A 15,489-nucleotide genomic window follows, 5' to 3' on the forward strand; every position below is an offset into this window, starting at 1 on the left:
TGCCGAGCTTTGACCCAGGAGTGCGGTTTGCTCCACTCACATAAGACTCTAAAACCGCAATTCTAGGCTAGGCTTCGTGCCGATTGGGTACTGGTAAACGGCGTGCCGCTCGGGCCTGGGGCAGGAAGTGCACGCCTGCCTTTGGGGGGCCAATTCGTAAGCCAGCTTTCTCGGCTTCAGCGTTGATCTCCGGCCAGATTGTCTTGAAAACCGTGATTGCTTCCTTGAACCTCGTGCGTATCCGGCTAGTCACACTGTCTTCCTGCCAAAGTTGCTCGCGAAGGCTTCCCCATGGGATCAGTGTTTCGGTTTGAGCGGAGAAGCTCCGCCAGTAAAGGAAGATGAGGTGGTCCTGAAGCTGCGATTTTTTCTTCGTAGCTTGGAGGAGTTCGAAAGGAACAGGTACGTGGTACTGCAATATCTCCTTGAAGATGCGCTCACCTAAGCGAAAGCCGAAGGTTGGAGTGTCGAGCAGCAGGAGGGATTGCCCGTTCTTGGCCGCCTTCATGTCTACGGAAGTCGGCAAGTGCGACTCTTCGATAAAAGGTACAAGCACGGTTGACTCGGTACTTCCCTTCCTGACCACTCCTATGGTCAGGCCGGTAAGCCGCAAATACCTCTGTTTCAAATCCTTGCGGTTCTTACCGCTGTCGGCCATCCCAACATCTTTAAGAAATTCTGTCGCTGTGTCCCAACTCACAATAGGAGATTTCGTCTTTATCGCCTTATCTATCATCCAGTGCAAAAGCGTTCGATCGGAGCCATATGGCATACCAATCCCATCAAGTCCTGCACTAAAGGTGACCGAAACTGTGGAACCATCGCCCAGCCTTGCCCGACGAACAATCTTTGTTTCAGCCGTAGGGCTATAAGGAAGGCCGCAAAGAACCATGGCTTGCGCAATTTGGGTCATCTGAATGCCGAGCGCGCCTGCATCCCGCTTCTCGCGTAGGCGCACAAGATCCTGAATAAACCGATCTTTGCTTTGGCTTTCCTCAGCCTGGCGGTCGCGCTTTTTCGCAAGACTTGGATCATTCTTTATCATGCGTTGATCTCCGATCAGAGGTAGCGCTGAAGATTCAAGTCGATTGCTTCATTGATTAGGTCTGTTTGGTTGACCTCGTGTTTCTGCGCTGCTAGCTCGAGTTTGTCCTTCAGGCTCTGCGGCATGCGAAAGCTGACCAAAACTGATCGTTCCCGCTGTTTCTTTTTTAAAAGCGAGCCATGTTGCCCAAAAGCAATTGGAGAGATGTCGACAGCTTCGCGCGTCTTGACCTGACTTCCCTGTGGCTGCTCGCCTTTCTCTTCAATCCTCGCTGACCCGGGCATGCTGTCGAGAAGACGAGCTTCTGCCTCAGCTGAGACCGTCGACCTCGATGGTTCTCGCATGATCGTTGGTCTAAGGTTGTGAAATGCAGATTTCACTGATGTACGGCTAGACATTTCGAAATTACCTCCTTGGTGAGTGAAAGTATCTCTTCTGCAGCTTTCGATGATGGTGCGAACTCTACTACTGTCTGCCCGCTGGCTGGCGCTTCCGCAAATGGCGTCCGGTCATGAACCTCCGAGTCGAAAATGGCAATGTCTATTCCCTGATCAGCAAACATCGACATCGCGCCTTCTTTAGCGCTCCGGCCAAGTCGATTGCTCGCGTGTTTTGCGTTCAGGAGGAGAAAAACCTTCTGCTCCGGCCGCACTGTAGCCACGTCACAAAGGACGGGAAGCATGATGGAGGTCGCGAGAAAGTCAATCGGTGTCGGCCGGGTGGGAATGATGACAAAGTCTGCAGCAAGCAGGGCAGAACGCGTCACAGTGCCGAAGCCTTTTTTCTCTGTTCCTGGGGGCAGTCGATGATCACTACTTCGTACGACGAGTTCGCGATCACCTTGGGGAGTTCTTTATGGATCGAAGGGGTGGACATAGCGATTACATCAAAGTTCAAGCGGCTATCTTCCGAGCGGTTCCGCCACTCAGTAGCACTCCCCTGTGGGTCTGCATCAACTACCAATACTCGAACTCCTGCCGCTGCAAGGCCGCCAGCAACGTTCATGCATGTAGTTGTTTTGCCGCAGCCGCCTTTTTGGTTTGCTATGGCTATCGTTATAGACATGAGAGATGTATAGCAGTAATGCTAGGTGTATGGGTAGACATACATCGCGCTGTACATCACCCGGGTACCAACATCGTTACTCCTTTAAGGCCGGAGTGTCCAAGATCAGGTCCCAGAGTGGGTAGCTACTGCCCGGCCTGACTGTTGATGTCTCTAGAGAGCTAGACGCGTGACTGTACAGCAAGACATATGTCCTGATGTACATAACATTGCACGCGCTGCTAAATGAAAGCTCGAGACAGTCTCCACAAGCCTCTGAGAACAGAGCGCCGTGCCTGCTGCCGTGTCGCAAGCTGATGGAGCTCCTAAATACCGCGAATCTAGGCTGGCCTGAGCCGCTAAAACAAAGATCCAGAAGGCGTATGTTTTTACGCGTATCTATGTAGCTAGATAGCCAGATACTAGTACAGCCTTTTAGGTATACGAGGATACAGCGGTATAGCAGCGAGCCAATACAAGCGGGTAGACAGCCGTACAGCCCTACAGCTATTTAAAAGTATCACACATACATATAGCCATATATCCAGACCGACATACGTCTGTACATCTATATGGTCGTACATCTTACACCCATTAGTCCGTTCTGCCATACAGCTGCGAAGCAGTACGGCAGTACAGCAGTACAGCCACGCCAGAGTATATAAATGCAGCCAGACAGCCAGACAGCCAGACAGCCACACAGCCAGACAGCCGCACAGCCAGACATACATCCATACAGCCATGTCGCCATGCCGCCTATGCTCAGCAAGAGTGTCTTAGAGCCACGCAGCACTACATTGCCAAGGCTATACAGCAACACAGCCAGCAGCGCAGCCATAAGGGCATGTGCACAGACATACATTCATCCATGAGGCGCCTGGATGTGGCGAAAGCTACCTTTTCTACATTGCCCCACATCGATCGCAGCAAGAACCGACTTGAAGGCCCGCCTAGTAGGCACTAGTGAAAGGCCGTACCTTTTAGCTGCCGAGGGCCGCTAGGCACCAAATAAAGCTGCGTTGGAGCTTTGATTCACCCAATCACTTCCAAAGTCACCCGGTGAGCCATACAGCGATCCATATTTCTAGACATACAGTTGTACGGTGGTTCGAAGACAGCTGGATGCAATGCGCTTTCTGCCGCTCGCACCGTCCTACGAGCCCCATCTTCTACAGCATGCACTTCTCCTAGACACAAGAATCCAGCCGCCTAGACCGCTCGTCCAGTCGCAATCGCTCGAACATTTCCTGCATTTCGTCTACTTCCGGAACCTGGCGGGGCACAGGGGGCGCCTCAAGGGAGGCCTCGATGGAGCCGAGATCCTGTTCCAGGGCCAGTACGAGCAGGTAGAGGTTCTGGAGCAGGGAAGCGGGATCGGCGCCGCGGATCTCGATCCGGCCGGGCTCGATCTGGATCTCAGGCGGAAGGTCGCGGAGCATCACGGCGTGGAGGTCCTCGGGGAGGTCGACCTTGAGCGACCGCGGCCGAGGCACAGGTTCGGCGAACAGGAGCCGTTCGCGGTGGGCAGCAGTGAGGTCGTCCGCAGAGTCGACTGCTTCCAGGTAGCGGAGCAGGGCGGCGCGGGAGACCAGGTAGGTTCCGCCGATGTTTTGGACCTCGCCGATGGCGCGCATGAGGGATTGGGCGGTGACGCGCTGGACCGCGAAAACCCGCTCGAGGTCGCGCCGGGTCCAGCTTTCCGTGACAGAATGCCGCACCCGCTCGGCGATCTCGCCGGCCCGATGCCGCCAGGAAACGGTCCTAGCCACGTCTTTTGCCTCCAGAGAGCACGCTTCGAGGGTACCCTATTGTTGGCTGACCTGCCGATAATGCATGTCGTGGATGCTGTAAACTGACCCACGATAAGAGATGCTTCTCAGGGGTCAGCGTGTTATGGTGCCTTTCAAGGTCAAAATAGGCCTGCCAAGAGGGAGTGCTGTGACCGATAAGGGCAACCAGGACCTAACCTTAAAGCTGAGTTCTCCAGGGCTGGGTTTTGCCAGCATAAAGCCCACCCTTCCGCGGCTCGCGCCCGACGATCCACTCTGGCGGACGGCCGAGGCTGCCAACCAGTACGTGCTGGCCGCGAAATCCCCCGCAACCCGTCGGGCCTACGCGGCAGACTGGCGTCACTTCGGGGCGTGGTGCCTCGAGCACGGTCTCCTGTCGCTCCCGGCGGAGCCCGCGACGGTCGCCCTCTATCTGGCCGCCCTGGGCGCGACCCATAAACCAGCCACGATCACTCGGCGGCTGACCGCAATCACCGCAGTGCACGGGGAGGCAGACTTTCCATCGCCCGCCAACCTTTCGCATCGCCTGGTTGCCGACACCCTGCACGGGATCCGCCGGACGCTCGGGACGTCCCAGAAAGCAAAAGAGCCGCTTTCGGTCACCCAACTCGTTAAAGTGCTCGACCACCTCGAAGGCGGACTGCTCGCCGCCCGCGACCGGGCGCTGCTCTTGATCGGCTTCTCCGGGGGGCTGCGCCGGTCGGAACTCGCCGCCTTATCTATAGAGAAGCTCGAGTGGCACAAGACCGGGATCACGATCCAGCTCGATCGCTCCAAGACCGACCAGGAAGGGGAGGGCAGGGAGGTGGAGATCCCGATCGGCATCCACCCGGAAACCTGCCCGGTGCGGGCGCTCCAAAACTGGCTTGAACGGGCGAACCTCAAGGACGGCCGGGTGTTTCGCCGGGTCGACCGCCACGGCAATGTCGGCGCGGCTCTCGACAAGGACTCGATCGGGGTCATCGTGCAAAGGTCTGTGAAGCGAGCCGGGCTCGCCGCGAAGCACTACGGCGGCCACTCGCTGCGCGCCGGCTTCGCGACCCAGGCCTATCTGAAAGGTGCGACTGAGCTCGAGATCATGCAGCAGACCGGCCACCGCTCCCTCAGCATGGTCCGTCGTTACATCCGCGAAGGTAAGAAACTGCGGCAGACTGCGGCCGGGAAGCTAGGGCTGTAGCCCACTAACAAGCGATCGAAGCAGAGCGTGTGACGAGTAACGTCTGCGAGGGCACGTCATCTCGGGTGCAAGCAGAAGACTGCCGCCACAGGGGACAACAGGTGGACCTCTAATAGCGCGGTAGAGTTGACTTGTCAGCTTTCACAAGGAGCCACTTTGCCGGATCGAAAGTCAGGCCTCGAAGTATCAACCGCATATCAGGCACTGCTGGAGAGTGTGTCTGACTTGCTCCTGAATGGTCGGCAAAGCGCTGCGAAATCAGTCAATGCCGTCCTGACGACGACTTACTGGTTGGTGGGTAGGCGCCTTGTTGAGTTTGAGCAGGGCGGCAAGGAGCGGGCGGCCTATGGCTCGGAACTGTTGAAGCGGCTGTCCGTGGATCTCCGAAATCAGCTCGGGCGTGGATTCTCAGAACGCAATCTGGAGCAGATGCGCCAGTTTTATCTTCAGTGGTTCAATCCGCAGACGCTGTCTGCGGATTCTGGTCATCACGTTGGTCGCGGCATTTCGCAGACACCGTCTGCGAAATCGAGTCCTGGACACGTGCCGACTTTTCCACTCTCCTGGTCCCACTATGTAAGGCTACTCTCTGTACCAGAGCTCACTGTCAGGCGGCACTATGAAGAAGAGGCTCTTCGAGGAGGCTGGTCAGTCCGCCAACTCGATCGGCAAATTGCAACGCGTTCCTTTCAGCGCTCCCGCACTGAGCAAGCGAAGGGCGAGCGTGCAGAAGGCAGTGTCAACTTCGAGATCAAGGATCCTTTTGTCCTCGAGTTCCTGAATCTGAAGGATGAATACTCAGAGGCGGATCTCGAAGAAGCATTGATCCGGGAACTGGAGCAGTTTCTCCTGGAGCTCGGCAATGATTTTGCCTTCATCGCCCGTCAAAAGCGACTGAAGGTAGGGACAGAGTGGTATCGAGTCGACCTGCTCTTTTTCCATCGCAGACTGCGAAGCTTGATCATCGTGGAATTAAAACTTGGCAAGTTTACACACGCGGATGCAGGTCAGATGAATCTCTATCTGAACTACGCCCGAGAGCACTGGACCAATCCGGATGAGAACCCTCCGATCGGTCTCATCCTCTGCTCCGAACAGGATGCCGCCGTCGCGCACTACTCTCTTGGCAATCTCGGAAATCAAGTGGTTGCCCGCGAATATCAGCTGACTCTACCCACGGAAGATGAACTCGTGCAGAGATTAGAAGCGAGGCGTCGGCAGCTTGCATTGTGAGCCATGTACGCGCATCACACTGGTCGTGTCCAAATCTTCCGAGCAGCTTGGGAGAGCGCCAGGTATCCATATGACCCAACAGCAGTTCGTTCCCAGCTGCTAACGGTTTCGTAGAGGTTGGGCTTTGTGGTTGCGTGCTTGCTGCTGGCTGACTTCTTCATGGGCGGCTTCGGCTCTGGAGTGGTTTGGCTGTGCTTGTTCTCGAACGCGCCTTGGCCTAGGCCACGCCTGCAGAGGTAGCAAGTGCAAGGGGGTGGATTCCTTTCAGGGAGAGCGGCCGCGGCCGCTCTGCACAAGCGAAGCGCGGAAGATGAAGGTGCCCCCTTGCGCGCGCGAGAGACAGCGTCTCTGAGCAAGTACTTTGTCATGTCCGGCCGCGCAGCGTTCCATTGCATTGTGTCGTTGTTGAGTCGGTAGAGGACTCCCCTCGCTTTTTCCGCATCGTAAGTGCAATGGAATGAGCGATGTAGGTCTCAGTTGTTCTTCTGAGAATAAGACATTCTCAGAGGTTGAGAGTGGTACAGTACGCAGAAGGCGTTTTGACGCATAAGGACGCTCAAAGCACTCGGGGGACCACTTTGGATGAGCTTGCGCCGCAGGAAGAGCACGCTTTGCTGGACGTACAGGTAGCCGCAGCTCTGGCGGCCGCACCCGACCCGCTGCTTGAACAGGCGGAGCTTTACCTCGAAGCCGCCAAAGCACCCTCGACCCTGCGGGCCTACCGATCCGACTGGGAACACTTCCTTGGTTGGTGCGAGCACCGCGGGGTCGCAGCCTTGCCGGCCGAGCCTGGCACCGTTGCCCTTTACCTGGTCGCGCTTGCCGCCAGCCACAAACCTGCCACCATCACGCGGCGGCTGACCTCGATCACCAAGGCACACGCGATCGCCGGGCATCCCACGCCGGCCAAGATGGAGCATGCCATTGTGGCCGAAACCCTGCAGGGGATCCGTCGGGAGCTGGGCACCCGGCAAACAGGCAAGACGGCACTCGTCACCGCCGACCTCATCCAGGTTCTGGCCCATCTCGACGAAGGGCTGGGAGGCGTACGCGACCGAGCGCTTCTGCTAGTTGGCTACAGCGGAGCATTCCGCCGTTCGGAGTTGGCCACCTTTCAGTTCGAAGACCTAGCGTGGGTCGACGAAGGCGCGGTCCTGACGCTCCGTCGCTCGAAGACCGACCAGGCTGGGCAGGGAAGAGCCGTCGCCATTCCGCGCGGCAGCCATGCCCAGACCTGCCCCGTCACTGCGCTCGGCACCTGGATCCGGGAAGCAGCCATCACAGGTGGGCCACTGTTCCGGCCGGTCAGCCGCAGCGGGCATATCCGCAACACAACGCTGCATCCGGATTCGGTCGGTGCCATCGTGAAGCGGGTGGTCGCCCGCGCTGGCTTCGATCCCTCGGCTTTCGCGGGTCACTCGCTGCGTGCAGGTTTCGCGACCCAGGCTGCTCGTAATGGGGCGACAGCCTTCGACATCATGCGGCAGACAGGGCACCGGTCCGTGAACACCGTGTCGCGCTACATCCGTGAGGCGCAGTTGTTCCGCGATTCTCCGGCCGGAAAGCTGGGACTCTAGCGAGCCGGGACTGCATGTCGAGGTGCGGTGCATGACAACCTGGGGCGCTTACGATAGTGGGAGCTGATGGCGAACGATCTGAATAAATCGAGTGGTGGTACGGAGAGCCTCCTTCATGATCTCCGTGCGCTCATCCAAAGCGCTCGTCAGAGAGTGCTGCGGGCCGTGGACGCAGTCCAGGTTCAGACATGTTGGGAAATCGGCCGGCACATCGTGGAGTTTGAGCAAGGTGGTTCCGTTCGCGCGGAATACGGCACTCGGCTTCTGCCGGTGCTGGCTGAGTCGCTCAGCCGAGAGTTCGGGAAGGGCTTCGATGTTTCGAACCTTCGGCACATGCGCGTCTTCTACCAGGCTTTTCCAATTCGCGACGCACTGCGTCCTGAATTGAGCTGGACCCACTACCGGACGCTGCTCAAGGTGGAGCAGGAAGCGGCTCGGTCCTGGTACATGGCAGAAGCTGCTACGCAGGGCTGGACCACCCGGGCGCTGGAGCGGCAGATCAATACCCTATACTACGAGCGGCTGCTTGCGACTTCCGACCGTCCGGCAGTGGAACACGAGGCAATGTGCGCGATTACACCCCTCCAGACTCCGAGAGATTTCGTCCGTGATCCAGTCATGCTGGAGTTTCTCGGGCTCCCAGGAGTCGGCCGTTTGCTCGAAGCGGATCTCGAACGCGCTCTGCTGGACAATTTGCGAGGGTTTCTCCTGGAGCTTGGCCGCGGCTTCGCGTTTGTGGGAAGGCAGTACAAGCTGAGCACTGAAAGCAAGGACTTCTACGTTGATCTGGTTTTCTAAACTTCCTGCTGGAGTGCTTCGTGCTGTTCGATCTCAAGTCCGGAGAGTTGACACATCAGGACATCGGCCAGATGGACATGTACGTTCGCATGATGGACGAGTTCAAGCGTGGTGCAGATGACAACCCAACTGTCGGAATCATCCTGTGCACACAGAAAGACGCCTCCGTGGTGCGCTACTCCGTGCTTCACGAGAGCGAACAGATGTTCGCAAGCCGCTACAGGCTAGTTCTACCCTCCGAAGAGGAACTGAGGATGGAGCTGCAGCGAGAACGGGATCAGCTTTCAGATGGATGACCGCTGCGTAGGCTTCCGGCTTCTCGGCTAAGCAGAATTGAGGAAGGTAGCCGCGACAGTTGCCCATCTAAAGCACAATGCTCAGCAATGTTGGTGATGCCATTCCACATAACTGGGAGGCCCGGCAGTGGGTGGCCATGGGTGACCCGGTTTTCAAAATACGGGACATCATCAAACGCGAGAACATCGCAGTCTTCTCCAGCAATTGTTCGCTTTACGGGAGCCTTTCGGAGAAAGTGTCTTCTACTTTGCTGTCGATGGTGCCCACCATCGAAACGTACTCTATAGATGAAAGCTTCCTGAACCTAGGTGAGTTCCGCGAAAGGGAAGTGGAATCTCTCGCGCGTGATCTTCGCGACCGCGTTCAACGTTGGGTGGGCATCCCGACGTGCGTCGGGATCGCCTCCACAAAAACGCTCGCGAAGGTCGCCAACTTCATCGCCAAGAAACGTCCGGGGTATGGCGGCGTCTGTGATTTGCGCTCGGCTGCGGTCTGAGCGGAGTTGCTGCCTACCGTGCCCGTCGATGAGGTCTGGGGCATCGGTGGAGCATCGGCGGCAAAGCTCTCCAGATTGGGTGTCCAGACGGCCGCCGACCTTGCTGCATTCAACCCGGATGATGCGCGGGCGTTGATGACGGTGACGTGTCAGTTGAGAAAATCTACGTCGTTTATATTTTGGAATTATCTGTCGTATTGAAGGATACGACCTTACGGTGGTGCCAAAGACCAGGCTCTCGCGAGCAGCGTCTACTGGACTCTGCTTCTAGGATCGGAGTTGGCGATAAGCTGGTAAGTGGTTCACAGATTAGAGCTTATTCCTCGTCTCGCTCGTACCGAGCTTTCCTTGTGACATTGATTGTGTCTCACTTCATAGTCCTCGATCCGCGTAAACAGAGACTTGAATGCGACAAACAATTCCAAAATATAGACGACAGAGATTGTCACAAACGACAGCATGACCAAGGGCGGCGAACTCGTCGTTGGTTGGATATTCCGTCCCGTACTCGGGCGTCGCTCCGTTTCGCCGGGGTTGCGCCAGCTCCTTGCAGTCGTGTCACTGCCCCAGAAAGACTGCGACCACGCCGAAGAGACGGAGACAACTTCAAACATTGAGAAGCCAACTTGCACCATCAAATTGGAACCAAAAATGTGAACTTACTGAAACAAATATGATCGTGCGCCTCAGACGTCGTTTGAGGCGCACGATGCCAATCGATTCAGGGAAATCTGGTACGGACTGACAGCAACGCTAAGCAAGCTCCAGATCTTCGGTCGATCAGCTTAGTTTCGCTGCTCATCTAATACGGTTTTGTGTTCGTTCTCCACGCTCATCCGGCGAATGATGGTTAAGCCATCGATCCCGAGAAGAAAGGTCGTGCCTGTGTCATCTTTCACGACGCGGTGCTTGACCTGTTTGACGGTGGTGAGCAGGGCTGGGCTCATCGGAGACGACGTGTCGACAACCTGGAAGTCGCGAGGCACAGCGCGAACATAGCTGTAGGGTTCGTCCACGCCTAGAAAACCTGTCTCGCCAAGGGACACGGTCTGTCCCGGGTCGACGAGTGCTGGCACCATGTGCAGGCTTGGCAGCTTTGCCTTATGCAGATCGAGAACCGCAACACCCTTCTCATCGCGAAAGCGGATCAGCTCAGCATCGCCATCAAGAGGGCGAACGAAGTCGAAAGCACCTGGGACGTTGAGCGGGGTCGAGGTCACGACTCGTATGCGAGCTGAGTCAGTGACGTCAAACACGGTGAGACGCGCGCCCTGCTGCTGCTCCACATACAGGTAGGTGTTGCCGGCCGAATCAGCATGGAGGAAGAAGGAATTGCCGGGAGTTTGAGCCTGCTCAGGAAGGTCATGCGGCTCCATGACAATAAGCTCCTTCGATTGCGAATGCAGCTCCGCTCGGAGGGGAAGAGCAGGGATACAGCAGGCAATTGCGGTGAGTGCGAGTGAAGCGATGGTGCGCATGCGCGTCTTGTTTGTCATGGTCGTTCTCCTTGTCGAGATCCAGTGTCAACCGCGCGCTAAAGCTGCGTCCAAGAAGTAAAAGTGATACCCCATAAGGAAAATTGAGAGCGGGTTCCACATCAAGAGCGGCTGGATCAAAGTTTTGCTTATGGCGTATTAACATTTGCGAATTCTCAGGAAGCTCAGAAGCACCTAGGTTTAAGCCATGAGCAGACGGCAGAGCAAAGTGATCGCGATCATCGGGGGCGGGGTAAGCGGCGCCCTCACGGCATTCCACCTCATCCAGCAGCGGGTTAACGCGCGTGTGTTCGTCATCGAACCGCGAGCCCAGCTGGGATTTGGCCTTGCTTACTCCACACCGACACTGCGTCATCTGCTGAATGTGCCAGCAGGCAAAATCAGCGCATTTCCTGCGGAGCCCGAGCATTTTCTGCAGTGGCTACGCACCCACTACGACCCGCAGGCGACAGCTGCGACGTTTGCGCCGCGTGCCGTGTTTGGACGCTACATCAGCTCTCTGATGGCAACCGTGCGCGGCGTGGAGCAGGTGCAAGCGGAGGTGGTCAGTTATCGCGATGCCAAGCCTGGAGCGGTTCTCACCCTGAGCGATGGGGCCACCCTGTGGGCCGATTTGGTTGTGCTGGCCACTGGGAACTTCGCCCCGGCACCTTTGCATGGCATCACGGACACCGCGCGTGCAACGGGAGCCTACGCGCATGACGCCTGGGGTGCCGCGACCTACAGCAAGCTTGACCCTGACTCGGGAGTGACGTTGATCGGAACAGGGCTGACCGGGGTGGATGTGCTTTTGCGGTTGCGAGAGGCGGGTCATCGCGGCACGATCACTGCGATCTCACGCCATGGTGTATTCCCGAAGCACCATGCCGCATACGAACCTTCCCTTGATTGTGCCATCCCTGACGGAACAACACCCACATGCCTCGAGTATTTACGAGCTTTACGTCAGGTGATCCGCAACGGGGTAGCCTGGCGCGCAGCGATCGATAGTCTTCGTGCGACGACGAACGATTTGTGGATGGAGTTGCCGCGCCACGAGCAGGTACGATTCCGCCGACACCTGCAACGTCGCTGGGATGTGGTGCGTCATCGCATGGCACCATCGATCGCAGATGTGATCGAAGCTGAACTAGCCGCGGGCACACTGATACTGCGAGAGGGACGTCTAGCTGGCGTGGAGAATCACGCATCCGGTGCGATAGTCATGATTCGCAAGGGCGGCGTGCTGGAGACGATCAAGACTGGTCGAGTGATCAATTGCACAGGTCCCAACATGAACTACAGGGGTGTCGACTCCGCCTTATTACAGAACCTATTCGCTCAGGGGCTTGCCAGCTCCGGTGCGCTGGGCGGTGGCTTCCATACGACCCGCCTTGGTGCCCTGATCGGCGCGGATGGCAAGATCTCAGAGAAGCTATTCAACTTGGGTCCGGGCCGCCTCGGCACGTTGCTCGAATCCATTGCTATTCCGGAGCTTAGAATGCAGGCAGTGGAAATGGCCGCGCTCCTTGCAGATCGCCTAAAAAGTAATTCCTCTGAGGATTCGCTGCTGATGGCGACCTGCCCCCATCTCACGAAGTCAGAGCAGGCAGCATAGCTTCGAGCTGCGCCTCATCACTGAGTGCGACGAATGTATAACCATCTCAAAGGAGAATGCAATGGCTGCAAAGATGGCACCCCATGACGCAAACCCGGGCCTCATCATCCGAGAGCGTGAACCAGTCAATCTCGAGTATCCATTCGATCAGTTGGACGAGTTCCTCACGCCGAACGATCTTTTCTATATACGGAGTCACTTCAAGGCTCCTGCGCTCACCCGAGACACCTTTGAACTGTCCATCTCAGGTGCTGTGCAGAGGCCTTTTTCGTTGAGCTATAAAGATTTGCTTGCCATGCCATCCGTGACTCGACCAGCGACGCTTGAATGCGCGGGCAACGGGCGGATCTTTCTTGTGCCGCAGGTAAAAGGTGCGCAGTGGCAGCTCGGTGCCGTCAGTACGGCGCAGTGGACCGGAGTGCCGCTTGTGACGCTGCTTGAACGGGCGGGACTTGACCCGGATGCATGCGAAGTCGTGTTTGAGGCAGCCGATAAGGGGAAGCCAAAGGAAGAGCCGGTACCACCCGGAGATACCCAGTACGCGCGAAGCATCTCGCTTGCAAAAGCAGCCGACACCGTGATCGCATGGGCCATGAATGGAGAAGAGCTTTCAGCTGACCACGGCTTCCCAGTGCGAGCGATTGTGCCAGGTCACTACGGCATGGCTTCAGTGAAATGGCTCACTGCCATCCGTGTTGTTGACAAGCCGTTCCAGGGCTATTGGCAGACCTCGGATTATGGATACTGGGAGTACCAGGATGGAAACCCGGTACGCTTGGCGCTCGGCGCGATGGCAATCAAGTCGGCGATTGCCCGGCCACGCACCCGCGAAGTGCTTACCGCAGGGCAAAGCTACATGGTGTCTGGCGCATCCTGGGGCGGTGACATCGTCACAGCGACTGAGCTTTCAGTTGACGATGGGACATCGTGGCAGCCGGTCCGTTTCCTGGACGAGCCGCAGCCATTCGCATGGCGCAGGTGGGAGTTTGCCTGGACCGTCCCAGAGGAAAAAGGCGTATACATGCTGCGATCTAGAGCAACAGACAACGCGGGCAACACCCAACCAGAGGAACACGACAAGCGTTTTGGCACGTATGTGATCCATCACACGTTCCCCATAGAAGTGGTGGTGCGATGACTCGAACAACTAGCGCCCACTGCTTTACTTGGAACAGCAAGAGAATGAAGAAGGCTGTTGTCGCGATCTGTGCGCTGTCCTATGCAGCGGGCGCTTTCGCGCAAACGCTTCACGTCTATGGTCCGGGTGGACCGCTTGCACCCATGCAGGCCTGTGCTGCTCAATACACGGCACAGACCCATCATCCTGTCATCGTGACAGGTGGCCCTGAAAAGCAGTGGTTTGCGGCGGCACAGATGGATGGAGACGTGATCTATGGGGGCGCGGAGTACATGCTGACCCAGTTCGACATGGAGCATCCCGGCTTTCTGCTGGCGGGTAGTCGCACAGATCTCTACAAGCGCACTGCGGGCATCCTGGTACGCCCTGGAAACCCTAAGCATATCCAGACACTCGCAGACCTTGCGAAGCCTGGTATCCATCTGCTCGATGTGAGCGGTGCCGGTCAACTTGGACTCTGGGAAGACATAGCCGGAAGGTCTGGTCTCATTGATGGCTTGCAAAGGAACATAGCTATGACGGTTGCTACGAGCGCCGAGGGAATGCATGCGTGGGCAACGAGGCCACAGCTTGATGCGTGGATCACCTATGAATCCTGGCAGCAGCGAATGCCACAAGAAGCTGCGCTTGTGCGCCTACCGCCGGAGATGCGCATCTATCGTGGCACGCCAATCGCCTTCACACAGCGGTCCACCTTAAAGGCCGAAGCGAAAGCCTTCCTTGCTCAACTCCGAACTCCCGCTTGTCATAGCGTGTTCATTCATGCGGGTTGGCAGTGAAGCTCTTCTCGGGATATTGGATCCATGCTCAGGCTTCACATGTCACTTTTGTATGCGCAGTGAAGACCTGGCACATTTATGCAGAAGAGGCCCTGAGATAAGACATGCCTGAAGCCCATGAAGATCCCAGAATTTACTTCGCGGCAGAACGTACTTTTCTAGCGTGGCTTCGTACTGGCCTTGGATTGATGGGCATCGGTTTTGCGGTGTCCCGATTCGGACTCTTCTTGCGCCAGATCCACCTCGGCTCCAATCTTCCGCTTCACTCCACAGGTGTTTCCGTGTATTCAGGCGTATCACTTGTCATGCTTGGCGTCATCGTAAACATAGCCGCAGTTGCATACCACGTCCGTACAATCCGCAGGCTGCAGACCGGAACGTGGGAACCTGGCCTTTCTATGAATGCGGTAGTGCTCGCGCTCTTACTTGCCGCCATTGGCCTTGGCATGGCGATCTTCCTTTTGGTCCTTCGTTAACGAAATTGCCCATTCGCGAGAGCTGCAAGGGATGAACGATCAAGCCTGATCAGCTGTTCGGCGCTTTTCCGTTTGAAACAGAACCCATGCGAAGTTCAGATCACACGCAGCAGACCGCTCCCAAGGTGCGGTCTGCTACGTTGCCAGCTATCGATGTATTCACTGGCTGGCGATGCTTTCCGCAGATCTAACGCCAGTACCCAGCGTGATACCGGTAGCCACCATGCCAGCGATCATAGTTGCCGGGAACCCAGATGGCGCCGGCACGGGGAGGGCGACCCCAACGTCCCTGTGTCCAGACATAACGCTGTCCATCCCACCTGTGATAGCCGCGCTGCCAGACGTATCCGGGACGCGGCGGGGACCATAGTGCTCGACAACTGGCGGCGGGGGGCCGATGCGGATCGCGACCTGCGCCTGCGAGGCGATGGGTACGAGCGAAGCAAACAGGACGACGGCGGCGACTTTCTTGAACATAACATACCTACTTTCCGGGTGAGGAGCTCGATTGCATGTGTTTCGTTTATGACACAGCACTGCTGCTGT

The 15,489-nt window shown here is 57.1% G+C and carries 15 protein-coding genes and 3 pseudogenes; 10 read left to right on the top strand and 8 right to left on the bottom strand.

Annotated elements, in window-relative coordinates:
- Positions 1–67 precede the first annotated feature (67 nt).
- The 6 genes and pseudogenes from D1Y84_RS00550 to D1Y84_RS00570 all read right to left on the bottom strand — a co-directional run bounded on the left by D1Y84_RS00550 (position 68) and on the right by D1Y84_RS00570 (position 3,858).
- Positions 68–1,045 carry a replication protein RepA gene (locus tag D1Y84_RS00550; protein WP_124846791.1) on the bottom strand — a complete coding sequence of 326 codons (978 nt, stop codon included), beginning with the start codon at positions 1,043–1,045 and terminating at the stop codon, positions 68–70.
- A gap of 14 nt (positions 1,046–1,059) precedes the next feature.
- Positions 1,060–1,443: a hypothetical protein gene (locus D1Y84_RS00555; RefSeq protein WP_124846792.1), complete on the bottom strand. Its 384-nt coding sequence runs from the start codon at positions 1,441–1,443 to the stop codon at positions 1,060–1,062.
- Positions 1,422–1,811 (bottom strand): ParA family protein, encoded by a 390-nt coding sequence (locus tag D1Y84_RS00560; RefSeq protein WP_124846793.1) that lies wholly within the window; start codon positions 1,809–1,811, stop codon positions 1,422–1,424. Before D1Y84_RS00560 ends, D1Y84_RS00555 begins: the two co-directional genes overlap by 22 nt.
- The gene (locus D1Y84_RS18775; RefSeq protein WP_370245682.1) at positions 1,808–1,942 is read right to left on the bottom strand and encodes a hypothetical protein; all 135 of its coding nucleotides are present in this window, start codon (positions 1,940–1,942) and stop codon (positions 1,808–1,810) included. The genes D1Y84_RS00560 and D1Y84_RS18775 overlap by 4 nt, the downstream gene beginning before the upstream one ends.
- Positions 1,943–1,957: 15 nt before the next feature.
- A pseudogene (locus D1Y84_RS18780) lies at positions 1,958–2,110 on the bottom strand (ParA family protein); the annotation flags it as partial.
- 1,166 nt (positions 2,111–3,276) lie between these two features.
- Positions 3,277–3,858, bottom strand: a complete 582-nt coding sequence (locus D1Y84_RS00570) for a hypothetical protein (RefSeq protein WP_124846795.1) — start codon at positions 3,856–3,858, stop codon at positions 3,277–3,279.
- Positions 3,859–4,027: 169 nt separating this feature from the next.
- Here D1Y84_RS00570 and D1Y84_RS00575 point away from each other — a divergent pair, with 169 nt between their 5' ends.
- The 6 genes and pseudogenes from D1Y84_RS00575 (at position 4,028) to D1Y84_RS18785 (ending at position 9,658) form a co-directional block, all read left to right on the top strand.
- Positions 4,028–5,056 carry a site-specific integrase gene (locus tag D1Y84_RS00575; RefSeq protein WP_158615242.1) on the top strand — a complete coding sequence of 343 codons (1,029 nt, stop codon included), beginning with the start codon at positions 4,028–4,030 and terminating at the stop codon, positions 5,054–5,056.
- 156 nt (positions 5,057–5,212) lie between these two features.
- A complete protein-coding gene (locus D1Y84_RS00580; RefSeq protein WP_124846797.1) occupies positions 5,213–6,289 on the top strand; it encodes a YhcG family protein in 1,077 nt (358 codons plus the stop codon).
- A 611-nt stretch (positions 6,290–6,900) separates the two neighbouring features.
- Positions 6,901–7,866 (top strand): site-specific integrase, encoded by a 966-nt coding sequence (locus D1Y84_RS00585; RefSeq protein WP_124846798.1) that lies wholly within the window; start codon positions 6,901–6,903, stop codon positions 7,864–7,866.
- 66 nt (positions 7,867–7,932) lie between these two features.
- Positions 7,933–8,960, top strand: a pseudogene (locus tag D1Y84_RS00590) (YhcG family protein).
- A gap of 77 nt (positions 8,961–9,037) precedes the next feature.
- Positions 9,038–9,457: a hypothetical protein gene (locus tag D1Y84_RS00595; RefSeq protein WP_124846799.1), complete on the top strand. Its 420-nt coding sequence runs from the start codon at positions 9,038–9,040 to the stop codon at positions 9,455–9,457.
- A gap of 18 nt (positions 9,458–9,475) precedes the next feature.
- Entirely contained in the window at positions 9,476–9,658 is a 183-nt protein-coding gene (locus D1Y84_RS18785; RefSeq protein ID WP_370245680.1) for a hypothetical protein, read from the top strand.
- A 584-nt stretch (positions 9,659–10,242) separates the two neighbouring features.
- Here D1Y84_RS18785 and D1Y84_RS00600 read toward each other — a convergent pair.
- Positions 10,243–10,935 (bottom strand): hypothetical protein, encoded by a 693-nt coding sequence (locus D1Y84_RS00600; protein ID WP_124846800.1) that lies wholly within the window; start codon positions 10,933–10,935, stop codon positions 10,243–10,245.
- Positions 10,936–11,161: 226 nt separating this feature from the next.
- Here D1Y84_RS00600 and D1Y84_RS00605 point away from each other — a divergent pair, with 226 nt between their 5' ends.
- The 4 genes from D1Y84_RS00605 (at position 11,162) to D1Y84_RS00620 (ending at position 14,943) form a co-directional block, all read left to right on the top strand.
- Positions 11,162–12,550 (top strand): FAD/NAD(P)-binding protein, encoded by a 1,389-nt coding sequence (locus tag D1Y84_RS00605; protein WP_158615243.1) that lies wholly within the window; start codon positions 11,162–11,164, stop codon positions 12,548–12,550.
- A 61-nt stretch (positions 12,551–12,611) separates the two neighbouring features.
- Positions 12,612–13,688 (top strand): sulfite oxidase, encoded by a 1,077-nt coding sequence (locus D1Y84_RS00610; RefSeq protein ID WP_124846802.1) that lies wholly within the window; start codon positions 12,612–12,614, stop codon positions 13,686–13,688.
- Between the two features lie 44 nt (positions 13,689–13,732).
- The gene (locus D1Y84_RS00615) at positions 13,733–14,467 is read left to right on the top strand and encodes a substrate-binding domain-containing protein (RefSeq protein ID WP_124846803.1); all 735 of its coding nucleotides are present in this window, start codon (positions 13,733–13,735) and stop codon (positions 14,465–14,467) included.
- Between the two features lie 104 nt (positions 14,468–14,571).
- Entirely contained in the window at positions 14,572–14,943 is a 372-nt protein-coding gene (locus tag D1Y84_RS00620; RefSeq protein ID WP_124846804.1) for a YidH family protein, read from the top strand.
- Between the two features lie 187 nt (positions 14,944–15,130).
- On the opposite strand, the pseudogene D1Y84_RS18790 reads toward D1Y84_RS00620, so the two are convergent.
- A pseudogene (locus D1Y84_RS18790) lies at positions 15,131–15,265 on the bottom strand (hypothetical protein); the annotation flags it as partial.
- Between the last annotated feature and the right edge of the window lie 224 nt (positions 15,266–15,489).

This window comes from Acidipila sp. EB88, from assembly GCF_003858395.1.
GTDB lineage: Bacteria > Acidobacteriota > Terriglobia > Terriglobales > Acidobacteriaceae > EB88.

Coding starts and splice junctions, on each gene's coding strand:
- D1Y84_RS00550 (WP_124846791.1), bottom strand. CDS start 1,045: ATGATAAAGAATGATCCAAGTCTTGCGAAAAAGCGCGACCGCCAGGCT.
- D1Y84_RS00555 (WP_124846792.1), bottom strand. CDS start 1,443: ATGTCTAGCCGTACATCAGTGAAATCTGCATTTCACAACCTTAGACCA.
- D1Y84_RS00595 (WP_124846799.1), top strand. CDS start 9,038: ATGCTCAGCAATGTTGGTGATGCCATTCCACATAACTGGGAGGCCCGG.
- D1Y84_RS00600 (WP_124846800.1), bottom strand. CDS start 10,935: ATGCGCACCATCGCTTCACTCGCACTCACCGCAATTGCCTGCTGTATC.
- D1Y84_RS00610 (WP_124846802.1), top strand. CDS start 12,612: ATGGCTGCAAAGATGGCACCCCATGACGCAAACCCGGGCCTCATCATC.
- D1Y84_RS00615 (WP_124846803.1), top strand. CDS start 13,733: ATGAAGAAGGCTGTTGTCGCGATCTGTGCGCTGTCCTATGCAGCGGGC.
- D1Y84_RS00620 (WP_124846804.1), top strand. CDS start 14,572: ATGCCTGAAGCCCATGAAGATCCCAGAATTTACTTCGCGGCAGAACGT.